This is a genomic window from Ignavibacteriales bacterium, from assembly GCA_026390595.1.
In the GTDB taxonomy this organism is placed as follows: Bacteria; Bacteroidota; Ignavibacteria; order UBA10030; family UBA10030; genus UBA9647.
Window position 1 is genome coordinate 89,669 of record JAPLFQ010000012.1, and the last position, 14,416, is coordinate 104,084.

Annotated in this window: 11 protein-coding genes; 1 reads left to right on the forward strand and 10 read right to left on the reverse strand. The window is 53.8% G+C overall.

Annotated elements, in window-relative coordinates; translation table 11 throughout:
- Positions 1–108: 108 nt before the first annotated feature.
- From NTU47_05415 to NTU47_05440, 6 genes are all read right to left on the reverse strand, one after another.
- On the reverse strand, positions 109–2,085 hold the full coding sequence (locus tag NTU47_05415; protein ID MCX6133238.1) for an oligopeptide transporter, OPT family: 1,977 nt from the start codon (positions 2,083–2,085) through the stop codon (positions 109–111).
- A gap of 159 nt (positions 2,086–2,244) precedes the next feature.
- Positions 2,245–3,498 (reverse strand): peptidase T, encoded by a 1,254-nt coding sequence (pepT, locus tag NTU47_05420; protein ID MCX6133239.1) that lies wholly within the window; start codon positions 3,496–3,498, stop codon positions 2,245–2,247.
- A gap of 102 nt (positions 3,499–3,600) precedes the next feature.
- Positions 3,601–4,335: a hypothetical protein gene (locus NTU47_05425; GenBank protein MCX6133240.1), complete on the reverse strand. Its 735-nt coding sequence runs from the start codon at positions 4,333–4,335 to the stop codon at positions 3,601–3,603.
- A gap of 272 nt (positions 4,336–4,607) precedes the next feature.
- Complete coding sequence (locus NTU47_05430) at positions 4,608–5,375, reverse strand: alpha/beta fold hydrolase (protein MCX6133241.1); 768 nt, start codon at positions 5,373–5,375, stop codon at positions 4,608–4,610.
- A 33-nt stretch (positions 5,376–5,408) separates the two neighbouring features.
- Entirely contained in the window at positions 5,409–5,792 is a 384-nt protein-coding gene (apaG, locus tag NTU47_05435) for a Co2+/Mg2+ efflux protein ApaG (protein MCX6133242.1), read from the reverse strand.
- 49 nt (positions 5,793–5,841) lie between these two features.
- Positions 5,842–6,603: an MBL fold metallo-hydrolase gene (locus NTU47_05440; GenBank protein ID MCX6133243.1), complete on the reverse strand. Its 762-nt coding sequence runs from the start codon at positions 6,601–6,603 to the stop codon at positions 5,842–5,844.
- A 361-nt stretch (positions 6,604–6,964) separates the two neighbouring features.
- On the opposite strand from NTU47_05440, the gene NTU47_05445 reads away from it, so the two are divergent.
- The gene (locus tag NTU47_05445) at positions 6,965–8,110 is read left to right on the forward strand and encodes an NAD(P)/FAD-dependent oxidoreductase (GenBank protein MCX6133244.1); all 1,146 of its coding nucleotides are present in this window, start codon (positions 6,965–6,967) and stop codon (positions 8,108–8,110) included.
- A 195-nt stretch (positions 8,111–8,305) separates the two neighbouring features.
- Here NTU47_05445 and NTU47_05450 read toward each other — a convergent pair whose 3' ends face one another.
- From NTU47_05450 to NTU47_05465, 4 genes are all read right to left on the reverse strand, one after another.
- Positions 8,306–10,450, reverse strand: coding sequence for a prolyl oligopeptidase family serine peptidase (locus tag NTU47_05450; GenBank protein MCX6133245.1), 2,145 nt, complete (start codon positions 10,448–10,450; stop codon positions 8,306–8,308).
- Positions 10,451–10,615: 165 nt separating this feature from the next.
- Positions 10,616–11,863, reverse strand: a complete 1,248-nt coding sequence (locus NTU47_05455) for an ABC transporter permease (protein MCX6133246.1) — start codon at positions 11,861–11,863, stop codon at positions 10,616–10,618.
- A gap of 93 nt (positions 11,864–11,956) precedes the next feature.
- Entirely contained in the window at positions 11,957–13,189 is a 1,233-nt protein-coding gene (locus NTU47_05460; GenBank protein MCX6133247.1) for an ABC transporter permease, read from the reverse strand.
- 94 nt (positions 13,190–13,283) lie between these two features.
- Positions 13,284–14,375 carry an efflux RND transporter periplasmic adaptor subunit gene (locus NTU47_05465; protein MCX6133248.1) on the reverse strand — a complete coding sequence of 364 codons (1,092 nt, stop codon included), beginning with the start codon at positions 14,373–14,375 and terminating at the stop codon, positions 13,284–13,286.
- Between the last annotated feature and the right edge of the window lie 41 nt (positions 14,376–14,416).

The window sequence follows — 14,416 nt, forward strand, 5'->3', positions numbered from 1 at the left end:
CACTCGCCTGACCTCGGTGGTTCTCCGCGGCGGGCAGGCAAAGAAACGCAAAGCTACGTCTCAATACTCTTTTATCACTCCATCCTTGGCGGCCTTAGCGGTTATCTTCTACTCCGGCTTCGCCCGCATCGTGTCCCAGAGCATATAGATAATAAGAAGTGCAAACATCACGTAGGCGATCACGTGAGCCGACTGAGTTTGCTGCCATGCCTCATTGAGCAAATTCACATCGAAGAATCGCAGAAACGCTCCGAAGACACCAAACAAAGATCCCCCCGCGAGGAATCCGGAAGCAATCAGTGTCCCCCTGGAGAAGCGGGCATTGTTTACTTTCTCATCTTTCGACCGGCTTGTGACGAACCAGGAGACCAGTCCGCCAATCAGCAATGGCGTGTTCAATTCGAGCGGAAGATACAGGCCCAGGGCAAACGCCAACGGCGGTATCTTGAGGACGACGCACAGCAGTGCGATGACGGCTCCTGCGAAATAGAGAATCCAGGGGACTGGAACATTCGACATCAACGGCTGGATGACCGCCGCCATCGCGTTTGCCTGAGGCGCAGCCATTGCATTCGGGCCTTTGAAACCGTCTGTCTGGTTGAGAACCATGATGACGAGACCCACGGTTGCAGCGGAAAGGAGGGAGCCGAGGAATTTCCAGCTTTCCTGTTTCTTCGGCGACGATCCGAGCCAGTAGCCGATCTTCAGGTCGGTGATAAAAGATCCGGCGACTGACAACGCTGTGCAGACAACGCCACCGATGATCAATGCGCTGACCATCCCGTCCGAGCCGGTTAGACCGATTTGCGTCAGCACAAGGGATGCGAGGATAAGAGTCATCAGCGTCATACCGGAGACCGGGTTCGTACCGACGATGGCAATTGCGTTTGCCGCGACCGTCGTGAACAGGAAGGAAATGATGACGACGACGAGCAGCGCTACGATTGCCTGACCCAATGTCGGAACAACTCCAACGTAGAAGAACACGAAGAGTGCGAGTACCGTCAGAAGAATCAGCAGCACAATGTGGAGCATACGAATATCCGTCTGCCAGCGGGTTTCCGTGGATGCCTCCGCTTTCTTCGCCTGGAAGATTTCACGGTAGGCAAGCGAAAAAGCACCGCCGATGATTTTTGATGACCGGATAATGCCGATGATTCCCCCCATCGCAATTGCGCCGATACCGATGTGGCGCACGTACGTCCGGAAGATCTCCTCGGCGCTCATGTTGGCGATCAGCTTCGTCGCCGTCGCACCCAGTGGAACACCAAGCTGGTGACCGACTTCGTAGAACATGGGCACAAACACAAACCACGAAAGGAACGATCCGGCACAGATGATGGCGGAATACTTCAGTCCGATGATGTACCCAAGTCCGACAACGATGGAGAGGATGTTCACACGGAACACAACCTTGAACTTGTCGGCAATGTCTGCGCCGAAGCCAACGACCCGCGACGTAACCACCTCCGACCACCATCCGAGCGACGTGACCATGAAATCGTACACTCCGCCGACCAAGCCGCTGACCACGAGAACCAATGCCTGCTTGCCTCCCCGCTCACCGGCCATGAGAATTTCTGTGGTCGCGGTCCCTTCAGGGAAGGGAAGCTTGCCGTGCATGTCCTTGACGAAGTACTTGCGCAGCGGGATGAGAAAGAGGATTCCCAAAAAAGCTCCGAACGTCGCCGCAAGGAAGAGCCTGAAGAAACTGGTGGGAAGATCGAGAATGTAGAGGGCCGGGATCGTGAAAATCGCGCCGGCGACAACGGCGCCGGACGTCGAGCCAATGGACTGGATGATGACGTTCTGACCCAGCGCTCCTTTTTTCCGGGAAAGCGTGGAGATTCCGACGGCAAGAATCGCAATCGGTATGGCGGCTTCCATGACCTGGCCGATTTTCAATCCGGAATATGCGGCAGCAGCGGAAAAGAGGATTGCCATCGCGAGGCCGAGGAGAACCGAGTACGGTGTCACCTCGGGAACCGACGCGGCAGGATCCATGACCGGCCGATACACTTCACCTTCTTTGAGTTCTTTGTACGCGTTGTCCGGGAGGACCCGTGGCGCTGATTGGTGTTCCATAGAATCAGTCCTTTATTGTTACTGAACGGTGCGAGGGGGATAAAGAGTTTGGAGTTATAAGTTTCGAGTTCAAAGTTTACTGTTTTACTGTATACTGTCCACTGTCCACTTTTTTGCCATCCACATCATTGTGTCTGCAAGCTGCTTTCTGCAATCTGCCTACTTGCTTCTCTCTACCCACACCTGAGCCAGATTCACAACTGTCTCTGCCGCCTTTTCCATTCCCCACAAGGAGGCCCACTCGGTTTTACCGTGATAATTGTGTCCGCCGGTGAAAATATTGGGTGTGGGGAGGCCGTTCGCCGACAACTTCGATCCGTCCGTGCCGCCGCGGATGGGAACCCACTTTGGCTCCATACCGGCTCGCTTCGCTGCTTCCCACAAACAATCGAGAACTCTCTGATCTTTTTCTAACTCTTCCCTCATGTTTCTGTAGGACTCGATGATCTGGAGCTCGATCTTCGCTTTCGGATGGAGCGGCTGCACTTCTGCGATGATCTGCTCGAGCCGCTGCTTCAGTTTTTCGAGTCCGTCTGTCCGGAAATCGCGAAGGAGTATCTTCACAACAGACTTGGCTTCCTCCCCCTGCAGAACATGCGGATGGATGTACGGCTCATATCCTTCCGTCGTTTCGGGAGCCATGTCTCTCGGCATCCGCGCGATGATGTCGGCGATGGCTCGGATCGAATTGACCATGATCCCTTTTGCTGTGCCGGGATGGATGTTGCGGCCATGAACCGTAATGATGGCAGAATTGGCGCTGAATGTCTCCTTGTTCAGTTCGCCCGCCGTATCGCCGTCAACCGTATACGCGAACTTCGCCCCGAATTTCTTGATGTCGAAGTACTTCGTCCCCATTCCCACTTCTTCATCAGGAGTGAAACCAATTCTGACATCACCGTGGAGAAGGCTCGGATTCTCGATCAGGTGCTGCATGGCGTTCATGATGATCGCGATTCCGGCCTTGTCGTCTGCGCCAAGGAGCGTCGTTCCGTCGCTCGTGATGACCGTCCGGCCGATGTCTTTCTTGAGCTCCGGGTTCTCAGATTCCTTGATGATGACCGACGGGTCGCCCGGGAGCACGATATCGCCCCCCTGATAGTTCTTTATGATTTGTGGTTTCACATTCGCGCCGGATGTCGACGGCGAAGTGTCAACGTGCGCAATGAATCCAACAGTCGGGATCTTGCCGTAGGCGGGATGCGACGCGGGTACGTTGCTCGGCAGCGTGGCCATCACATACCCGTACTTGTCGATGGAAGCATCCTTCAGGCCAAGATCTTTGAGTTCCTGGACCAGGGGGTTCAGGAGATCAAATTGCTTCGCAGTGCTCGGGTACGCCTCAACGTCGTCCTGCGATTGTGTGTCGATCTTCGCATACCGGAGAAATCGATCAAGAATAGTTTCTTTCATACAATATCCTCTTCTAGGTTTTGAGGGGACAGAAAAGCATATGGGCAACGTATGCAGGATCTGTGAACATAGACAAATCGGAACGAGACCCTGGAATTACTTCTACCTCCAGCGAGCGGTTTTCCAATTCTGCGGGTCGAACAACTTCACGTCGAGCTTCGGGTTTCCCCGGGGCTCTGAATACTCTTCTTTCATGAGGACTTTGCCGTCCACCATGAACACAACTTCGGGCGCCAGCCACCCGTTTGCCAGCCGTACATAGTTGTTGAATTGCGTATCTCTTGTCTGTGTGCCGTTTGAGCCCGCCGGTTCGAGAAGCCGAACAAAGACAAGCCGTTCTTTGTCGATCCAGAACTGAGTCGAATGGAGGTCGTCTTTCTGTCCTCCGACAACATAGACCGGGCGCCCCTGCCACGTGTCTTCGCGGAGAAGCGACAAATCGAAACGGAGTTCCTTAAGCTTTGCCAGAGTCGCCTGAGGTTGTAGAAAGTAGACATCGAATCCGAGGAGAAGGAGGGAATGCACGAAGTACCGTGCTGGCGATGGTTTCCCAGCCCGGAATACATGGAGCGAATCTCCGACCAGCAGCATACCGCTCCCGCCCATGGAATCCATGTCGATCCGCAGTCTCCCGGGGAAGGAGAACGCTTCATACCAGGTGCTCACGAGCGTGGTGTCGGGCTTCACCTGTGACGTTTTTTGTACAAAGGTGAGAGTCTTATACCACTTGCCGGCGTACCGGTCGCGCATTGCCCTGATCAGGTGCTCAGATGTCTGAATGGTCTGAGCCGACAGGAGATGAAAGGCAATGAACGGGAGAAGCAGTAGTTTCTTCATGGGGATTGATAAAGTTCTGGAGGGATTTTGCCCGCCGTTGTGCGGTCAATTAAAGGGAAAAACCACAGAATTCAAAGAGGAAATTGATGGCATTTTGCCGGTTTTTGGAGAGCCAGTCGAAAAATGTCGCCACCCCGCCTGCTAACTCAGTTCTTCGAGGCGGGCAGGCAAGTCACGAAGTCACAAGGTAGTGAGATGATTTCATTTCTTTCTCTACATTTTCTTCGTGCCTTTGCGCCTTTGTGGCAATTATTTTGTTTTCGATCAGGGTTCTAAGAGCCTTCACGAAGAAATCGCTCAACAACATCGGCAAACCGGTCGGGAGACTCGGCGTGCACCCAATGGCCGGCATCGATCGACTCGATTCTTGCCTTCGGGAACAGTCTCTGTATCGCAGGAGTGTCAGATTCGATGATGTAGTCCGATCGTGTTCCCTTGACGAACAGTGTCGGATTCGGAAACGGGGCGGCTGCGTCTACTTCAGTCGAAAGCTCTTCGTCGTGTTTTGAAATCGTCGCGAGGTTCGCTTTCCAATGAAACAATCCGGACTCGTCGCGTGCGAGGTTCTTCATCAGGAATTGCCGGACCGACCTGTCTGGTATTTTTTCTGCCAGCTCCCCGTCGATATCGTGCCGTGATTGGAAACGCGCAAGATCGACCGACATCAACGCATCGAGTAGTTCATCGTGCAACCGACGATAGGACCTCGGTGCAATGTCGACGACGATGAGCTTGCTGACTCTTTCGGGGTTTGCTAGAGCCAGGGTCATTGCCACTTTTCCTCCCATCGAGTGGCCGAGGATGTGAGACGAACCGATGTGCTGACTCTCCATGAGTTCAAGCACGTCCTCAGCCATGGTCTCGTACGACAGGCTGTCCGAATGAGGTGATCGTCCGTGATTGCGCAAGTCGGCTGCGAGCACATTGTAGGAAGACGCGAATCTTTTGCTGAGTGTGTGCCAGTTGTCGAGTGTTCCCAGCAGGCCGTGCAGGATGATCAGGGGCTGCCCGGTGCCGTATTCCTGGAAGAAGAGTTTCATAGGGAGTGCAATATGCGTGTACCGGGCCGGGTGTTAATTCGACATGGCACGGAGCGTGAATTTTGGGATGGTGACCCGGAAGAGCTCTCCGTTTTCCCGCTGCATGAGATACGTCCCTTCCATGGTCCCTTCCAGTGTTTCCAGGACGCAGTAGCTGCTATACTCGTGGAATTCTCCGGGACGGATATCAGGTTGTTTTCCGACGACACCTTCACCTTCGACCTCTTCGACTTTGCCGGTCGAATGTTTGATATACCACCGGCGACGCGTAAGTTGTACCCGTTGTGAGCTGTTGTTCTCGATGCGGATGAAGTATGCGAAGACAAACTTCCGCTTCAGCACATCCGATTGACCATCCAGATAGACGGGCTGAACGGTGATCCTGATTCCTTCTGTTGTAGCAGTGTAGGTGGTCATCGTTTTTCAGCTGGAAGATACTGGCAATGTGTGCAAACCTCAAAGATGATCAAAACCGAAAAGATTCACCGTTTCGAAGGACGTGAACCTTGTCCTCAAGATTGAGTCGATGCGCTTCTTCGCGAAGTTTCTGCGGCGGCTCTTCCATCGGCTCGTCGCTGATCCAAAATGTGCCCCAATGGAACGGCACGAGGTGTTTGGCCCGCAGATCCTGAAAAGCCTGAAGCGCCGTCACCGGATGGAGATGGAGGTTTTTGAACCATTTCTCAGGTTTGTAGGCGCCGATGGGAAGCAGGGCGACATCGAGCTCATGGCGCGATCCAATCTCCGGGAAGAATTCGGCGTACGCGGTGTCGCCGGCAAAATACACTGATCGCTTGTTGATCTCAACAACAAAACCGGCGCAGGCGTTCGTTGTCGCATCCCCGGGTTTTCGCTTACTCACGTGTTTGGCTGGCACGCAGGTGATCTTCACTCGGTCGTCTTCAAAGTTCTCCCAGCGACTCATCTCGATGACGTTCGGAAAGCCGGCCCGCTCTCCGTAGGAACCGATCCCCTTTGGAAGAATGAGCGTGGAAGCGCCCCGGCGGCGGAGTCGCCGCAGCGTTTTCATATTCAAATGGTCATAGTCGCTATGCGAAACAAGGATGTAATCGATGGGAGGGAGGTCTTTGAGCGGGATCCCCGCTCTCTGCAGGCGGGGGAACATATAGGAAACTGTCCACGAATAGATCGGGTCGGTCAGAATGTTGACCCCGCCGAGCTGAATCAGCACGGTAGCGTGGTTGATAAGTGTGATCGAGTCGGGCATGTGAGTAGAACTCATCTCAAAAATCCCCTTGGCGCCTCTTTGCGGCCTTCGCGGTTGAAATATAACCGCCAAGAACGCCAAGAACCGCAAAGGTCACATCTATTGGAATCGAGACAATACGTTTTTGAGACAGCTTCTGGTAAGATGGTAACGAATACTCGGCAGGTAATCAATTCCCATTGCGCGCAGGTGACTGTTGTCATCCGATTGACCGTGAAGTGAAATTGTGGGATATTAAACAGTCAGGATCTGCATGAATCTCTCACGAACGAGTCCTTTGCTGTCTTTGCGGCTTTGCGTGAGATTTCTTTGATCAAGTTCTGAGAAGGGCGCTTTTCTGAATTACTACAATGTCATCATCATTGGCGCCGGCGCAGCCGGACTGATGTGCGCCATCGAAGCCGGTAAACGGGGCCGTGCCGTGCTCGTCCTTGAACACAATGACAAAGCCGGTGAAAAGATTCTGATTTCCGGCGGCGGTCGCTGCAATTTCACAAACCTCAACGTTGACGCCAGCAGGTTCATTTCACAAAATGCCCACTTCTGCAAATCGGCCCTGGCACGATTCTCTGCAGCTGATTTCATTGCTCTCCTCGAAAAACATGCAATCAAGTACCACGAAAAAAAACTCGGTCAGTTGTTCTGCGACGGGAGCTCCCGGCAGATTATCGACATGCTGCTGCAGGAATGCAAAGAAGCGAAAGTCGGGCTGCACGCAGGATGTGAGATACAGAAGGTGACAAGGGATAGCCGTTATCAGGTGCAGACATCGCTTGGGCTGTATGAGTCGGATTCGCTTGTCGTCTCCACCGGAGGCCTTTCGATCCCGCAGCTCGGTGCGACGAACTTCGGTTTTTCACTTGCCCGTCAGTTTGGCCTGACTGTCACGAAGCTGAGGCCTGGCCTTGTTCCGCTGACGTTCAATCTCGAAGACCTGCGGTTCTTTGGAAAGCTCGCAGGGATCTCTGTCGACTCAGTTGTTTCATGCGGTACGGCTTCATTTCGCGAGAACATTCTTTTCACTCATCGGGGATTGAGCGGTCCCGGGATCCTTCAATCTTCCTCCTACTGGACGGAAGGAGAATCGCTGACGATTGATCTGTTGCCAGATGCGAATGCGTCAGATCTTCTTCTCGCCGCGCACCAGACAACGCGGGAACTGGCCACCGTTCTCGATCAGCATCTCCCTCGCCGTTTTGCGGTGGAGTGGTGCGAACGGCTCGGAGGGTCACAACCAATGCAGCGGTATTCCCGGAAGGATCTGGAGAAAATCGCCGAAGGACTGCACAGGTGGAACATTGTTCCGAGCGGAACGGAAGGTTACGGCAAGGCAGAAGTGACGGTCGGAGGAATAGATACGGATGAACTCTCGTCCAAGACGATGGAGGCCCGTAAAACTCCCGGGCTGTATTTCATTGGCGAGTGTGTAGACGTAACCGGCTGGCTTGGCGGATACAACTTCCAGTGGGCCTGGTCGTCAGGTTGGGTCGCAGGCCAGTACGCGTGACGTAATCCGAAATTCATTTCGGAACAGATGAGAAACCCGGCGTGAGAAGGTAGACGTAAAACGGGAGACGAGCTGAGAGAGGTGGGGGGGAGGAAAAAGCAAGGGTGAACCGAAGTTTGCACGGTCCACCCCTGGTTACCTGCCGATTTTTCTGATAACCGCTGGGCGCTAATAGCTAACCGCTAACCGCTTTCTTCAGTACTTCGGCGTAATCCCCATATTGAAGAAGATAAACGAATAGATATCCGCCGTCTCCTCAATAGCTTTCGTTGTGCTGCTCGCGCCATGTCCCGACCGGGTCTGAATTCTGATCAACACCGGGTTCTCTCCTTTGTACTTCTCCTGCAGCGTCGCCGCATATTTGAACGAATGCGCCGGAACGACACGGTCATCGTGATCTGCCGTCGTCACCATCGTTGCCGGATACTTCATACCGTCTTTGACATTGTGCAGGGGAGAATACTCGAGGAGGGCTTTGAATTCCTCCTCATCGTCACTCGATCCGTAGTCGGGCTTCCAGTTCCAGCCAATCGTGAACTTGTGATAGCGGAGCATATCCATCACACCCACTTGCGGGATGGCGACGCGGAACAAATCCGGTCTCTGGTTTATCACGGCACCGACCAGCAATCCCCCGTTCGATCCCCCCTGAATGGCGAGCTTCGATGGCGACGTATACGAGTTGGCGATCAGGTATTCCGCCGCCCCGATGAAGTCGTCAAACACATTTTGTTTCTTCAACTTGATTCCCCCCTGGTGCCATTTCTCGCCGTATTCACCGCCGCCACGCATGTTCGCGGAAGCGTACACGAAGCCTTGTTCCAGCAGTCCAAGACGTGTAGCACTGAATCCTGGCGTTGTGGAAATATTGAACCCGCCGTAGCCGTAGAGGAGCGTCGGGTTCTTTCCGTTCAGGGCGAGGCCTTTCTTATGGACGATGAACATCGGAATCTTCGTCCCGTCCTTGCTCTTGAAGAACACTTGTTTCGTGACGTAGTCAGCGGGATTGAAATTGGCGATCTCCGGCGCCCTGAAGACGGTACTCTTCTTTGTCGCGATATCGTACTTGTAGATCGTCGGGGGGAACGTAAAGGAGGTGAATGTGTAGAACACGAATGGATCCGACTTTTCCCCTCCGAATCCGCCTGCGATGCCGAGTGCCGGGAGCTTTATCTCGTTTTCCAGTCTGCCGCTAAGGCTGTAGACATACGCCCGCGTCGCGACATCCTTGAGGTACGTGACGATCAGCTTGCCGCCGACAGTGCTTGTGCTCTGGAGTGGCTCAGGCTTCTCGGGGAGCACTTCTTTCCAGTTCCTTTCTTCGGGATGTTTGGGATCGATAAGGACGAGTTTCCCGTTGGGAGCATTCTTGTTTGTCCGGATCAGCAGCTTGTCTTCAAGATTATCGACGACGTTGAAGTTGAATTCGCCGATTTCCGCCACGATCGGCTGGAAATTCTTCTCTCCTTTGCTCAGATCCCGATAGAACAACGCGTTGCCTTCTTTCCCCTTTCCGCGTTCAGAGATTGTGAGGAATGCGAAACGCTGGTCTTCGGTGGTGCTCACGAAATTGAAGCGCTCCGGATTTGCCGGGTCTTCATAGATGAGCTCGTCCGCCGACTGCGCCGTTCCGACCTTATGAAAGTACACCTTCTGGTTGACGTTCTTGGACGAAAGCTCCTTGCCTTTCTCGGGAGCATCGTAGCGGCTGTAGAAGAAGCCGTCCCCAAGCCATGCAGCACCGGAGGCTTTGATCCACTGCAGCGTGTCGGCGTAATACTTTTTCGTGGCAGTTTCCATGACGAAGTAGTCCTGCCAGTCCGACCCACTCCGGGAAATCCCAACGACCGCCCTTGTGCCGTCACGCGTGAGCGCAAATGCTCCAAGCCGCGATGTTCCGTCTGCGGAGAGCTTGTTCGGATCAATCAACACGGCGGGTGTTCCATCGAGTCCCTTCTGAATGTAGAGCACGCTCTGGTTCTGGAGACCGTCGTTCTTGTAGAAGAAGTAGGTATCCCCGCGGTGGAAAGGGGCAGTATACTTCGGATAGTTGAAGAGATTCTCCAGCCGCTGCTTCACCTGCTGCCGGTACGGGATTTTCTCCAGGTATCCAAACGTAACCTTGTTCTCTGCTTCAACCCACTGGGCCGTCTCAGGCGAGTTGTCGTCTTCAAGCCAGCGGTACGGATCTGGCACGTTGATGCCGAAGTACGTGTCGGCGTGATCGACCTTTTTCGTCTGGGGATATTGAAGTGCCTGCCCGAATAATGTCGATTGAACAAAAAGTAGGACAACCGCCGAAGCGGTCGCAAAGAGCCGAAGTGCCCGATGGAGTTTCATCGCAAGTGCTCCCGATTTGTTGAGAATGGTCTTCGAGCGTATCTGGTGATCTGCTGAAGAACGAGGTGAGACGAACCGTGTTCCAATATATCCATAAATGGGGGGTTGGGCAACATCACGAACATGCGCCTGAAATGAAGCCCGGCGGGGAAGAACAGATAGGCCCTATTCGTATCGCAGTGATTCCACCGGATCGACGCTCGCCGCTTTGCGGGCAGGGAAAAAGCCTGCGGCCAAACCGATGGCTGCAAGCACTCCGGTTGTCATCAGCATGGTGGCGGCGGAAAGGACAGGCCGACCGAGGAACTGCATCGCGTTGACGCCGTCGCCGATTGGAATCATGCGGACGGCGGAGATGACGCCGTACGAAAAGAGCATACCGATACTGCCGCCGATGAAAGCGAGGAACAACGCTTCAAAAATGAACTGAAAGAGGATGTATGAACGGCGCGCGCCGACAGCCATCTTGATGCCGATCTCACGTGTTCGTTCTTTGACGACCACATACATCACGTTGGCAACGCCTACGCCCGCGATCAGCAGCGTGAGGAATCCGACGGAGAACAGGAAAATCGACACGCCGAGCCCGATCTTGCGGCTGATTTTTTCGGCTTCGATGAAGTCCCAGATGCCAATCGCCCGCTCATCGGTGGGGTCAAACCGGTACTTGCTCCCGAGGACTCTGAAGATTTCACTCTTCACGCGTTCCTGCTGACTCGGATCAGAAGGGCGCACGAGGAGTGAATTCACATAAATATTACCGTAGGAAGTTTTGAACGTGCTGTAGGGCATGATGGCGCGTCGGACATCGGGGCCGTTATTCATCGCCGTTTGGATCTTCTTCTGCATGATGCCGACAACCGTAAATGGCACGTCTTCGACCAGGAGCGTCTTGCCGACGGGGTCTTCTTCTTTGAAGATGTCCTTCGCGATTTCCGGGCCAAGGAACAGCACACGCCGCTGATCGAGCACGTCGATCTCGTTGAGAAATCTCCCGTTGGCGCTCGGGAACATACGGCGCATTTCCTCAAAGAATGGGTTCACACCCTCACATTCCGTGGTGATGGAAAACTTGCCGTAGCTCAGCGTGACATTGCGCCGGTACTGCGGGGAAATCATGTCGATCGAAGGGATTGCCCGGGCGAGAAGATCGGCATCGTCTTCCACCATCCTGATCCGCCGGCCTTTCGGGAGTCCGTCAAACGTCAAGCCTGTCTCTCCGCCGTAGACGATCATGATTCTGTCGCCGGCGTTCAGCATCCCTTTCATCATCTGGTCGCTGAGCCCTTCGCCGAATGAAAGAAGAAGCACCACCGCCACCGTGCCCCACGTGATTGCTACCAGCGTGAGAATCGCCCGCGTCCTGTGCGCCCGAAGGTCCTGGAAGAAGTCTCTGAGAAGCTCAAAGTACATTGTCGATTTCCAATTGTCGATTTTCGATTACTCGTCTGCGAGTTTCGATTGCTATTCGACAATCGGCAATCGACAATCGCAAATTACTCAGCTCTACGTTCGCAAACACTCCACCACGTCCAGATTCGCCGCTTTGCGTGCAGGCATTAAGCCGGCAGCGAGCCCGATGATGCACAGCATCGTGACTGTGGCGATTGCTACCTCAGACGAAAACTCAGGCGTTCCTACAAACTCTTTGATAGGGACATACTGGAGAGCCGTGATGATGCCGAACGCGATGAGGAACCCGAGAGCAGAACCGAGCCCGACGATGAAAAACGTCTCCATGAAAAATTGGAAGAGGATATTTGACCGCGTGGCGCCGACGGCCCGTTTCACACCAATCTCCTTAATCCGTTCCTGCACAACGATAAACATGATGTTCGCGACACCGATTCCTGCGACGCCGAGCGTGAAGCTCCCGATGGCTCCCATGAAGATGTTGAATCCGAGAAAGAAATAGAAAATGAACTTGTCAAACGACGTCGTGTCCCAGATCCATACGGCGTCTTTGTCCGCCGGATCGAACTTGTATCGCTTTGCGAGGACCGAGCGTACCTGCTCCATCACCTCTTCTCCTTGCCGCGGATCGTACACCTGGTAGATGATATTGTTCAGATAGATCGATCCGTAAATCGACGAATGAGTCGAGGCAGGTATGAACACGCGGTCCTGGTCGCGGGAATTATACGAAGAGCTCTGCGTCTTCTTCTGCATTACGCCGATGACGGTGAAGGGGACTTGACCGACGTAGATGACCTTCCCCAGAGCGCTGCTCTCGCCGAAGAGAAACTCCTTGACCTTGTTTCCGATGACAGCGACCCGCTTACGGTGTTTGAGATCGATGTCGTCGATGAATCGGCCGTCCGGCTCCGGAATGATGTTCCGCATGTCCGCGTAGATCGGATGGACACCGGATATCAACGGCGTGAGAATGTTCTGTCCGACGCGGGTGGGTGTCCGCCTCCCAAATTCGGGGCTGATTGCCTTGATGCCCGGAATCTGACCTGCAAGTAGCTTCGTGTCTTCTTCCACGAACGTCATCGGACGCCCGATGCCGAAACCTTCCCACGGCTTCGTTGTCTTGCCCGGGAACATTATCGCGATGCTCTCGCCGATGCCGTGCATGTTGATCGACATCTGCTTCTTGAACCCGACGCCGAATGCGATGAGGACGATGATCGTCACGGTTCCCCAGACAATTCCAAACATCGTCAGGAACGCCCGCAGCTTCTGCGCCCGAAGGTCGAGAATGAACTCTGATATGATTGTGCCGAGATGATTCATGGTTGCTCTCTGAAAGAATTCAGAATTCAGTAGTCAGAATTCCACATCTTGCATTCTAGATTCTAAATTCTGTATTCTGTATTCCGCCTTCTCATCAATCAATCTTCTTCACCGGTTTCTCACACACTTCGTCCCCCTCTTTCAGGCCCGACACGACTTCAATGTTGATCGCATCACTCAGGCCCGTCTTGATCAGCTTTTCCTTGTCCTTACCCTGGCCGAGAGGAATCTTGATGAAGGATGAGTCATTTCTGAACGTGACAACCCGCTCGGGAATCGTCAGCACGTTGTTTTTCTTCTGCACGATGATGTTGGCGTTCGCCGAATAGCCTGCCCGCAGTGTAGTGCTCCTGGCACCGGGAATCAGAATTTCGATCGGAAATACGGTCGCATTGTCCTTCTTTTGCGCCTTCAGCCATATCTTTCTGAGAACGCCTTTCACCGTGTCTGTCGGCAGCGCGCCAACTTTGATCTCCACGTCCATTCCTTCCTTCATCTTGCCTACGTCGATCTCGTCGACGGTCCCTTTGAAGAGGAGCCGGTCCATATTTGCCATCTTCATCAGCGCTGTTCCCTCCATGAACGAGGTCTGCGGCGTAACCGGATCGCCGACTTCGATGGCACGGTTGAGAACATAGCCATCGATCGGAGCTTTGACAATCGATTCGATCTGGGTGTCACCGATTTTTACTTTGCCGCTCTCCATCAACGCGAGTTTCTCGGTGGCGATCTTCACGCGAAGCTCAGCCTCGTCGAACTTCTTCTGGAAGTCTTCATATTCTTTATCCGAGATCAGCCTGTTCTTGAAAAGAATCTCCTGTCGCGTGCGGTCCTTTTTCAGGTTGTCGACATCGACTTGCGCAAACTGTACCTGGCGTTTTGAATCCGCCAGCTCGATCGGTGTCGGGTCCGGCCTGATCTCAACCAGGGGCTGTCCGGCTTTGACGTACTGGCCGACATCCACAAAGAGATGTTTCACGACTCCCGATACTTTCGATTTGACGGAGATTTCGATTTCCGGCTCGATGGTTCCGACAGCCAGCGCTTTGTCCACGATCGTCCCGGTCTTGACCTTCACCAAGGGCAGCGCCTCGTCCTTCGTGGATTTTGAAGTACCGAAGAACATGAAAGCCGCACCGGCAATGACGATGATTGTAATGGCAGAAAAGATGATTTTCTTTTTCATGAGCGCCTCGAAAAGAATTCGGAGAACTTGAGAGGGTGGAA

Bases quoted from the DNA above. Each gene is read 5' to 3' on its own strand.
- NTU47_05440 (MCX6133243.1), bottom strand. From the start codon at position 6,603: ATGCCCGACTCGATCACACTTATCAACCACGCTACCGTGCTGATTCAG.
- NTU47_05415 (MCX6133238.1), bottom strand. From the start codon at position 2,085: ATGGAACACCAATCAGCGCCACGGGTCCTCCCGGACAACGCGTACAAA.
- NTU47_05430 (MCX6133241.1), bottom strand. From the start codon at position 5,375: ATGAAACTCTTCTTCCAGGAATACGGCACCGGGCAGCCCCTGATCATC.
- NTU47_05455 (MCX6133246.1), bottom strand. From the start codon at position 11,863: ATGTACTTTGAGCTTCTCAGAGACTTCTTCCAGGACCTTCGGGCGCAC.
- NTU47_05460 (MCX6133247.1), bottom strand. From the start codon at position 13,189: ATGAATCATCTCGGCACAATCATATCAGAGTTCATTCTCGACCTTCGG.
- pepT (MCX6133239.1), bottom strand. From the start codon at position 3,498: ATGAAAGAAACTATTCTTGATCGATTTCTCCGGTATGCGAAGATCGAC.
- NTU47_05450 (MCX6133245.1), bottom strand. From the start codon at position 10,450: ATGAAACTCCATCGGGCACTTCGGCTCTTTGCGACCGCTTCGGCGGTT.
- NTU47_05425 (MCX6133240.1), bottom strand. From the start codon at position 4,335: ATGAAGAAACTACTGCTTCTCCCGTTCATTGCCTTTCATCTCCTGTCG.
- NTU47_05465 (MCX6133248.1), bottom strand. From the start codon at position 14,375: ATGAAAAAGAAAATCATCTTTTCTGCCATTACAATCATCGTCATTGCC.
- apaG (MCX6133242.1), bottom strand. From the start codon at position 5,792: ATGACCACCTACACTGCTACAACAGAAGGAATCAGGATCACCGTTCAG.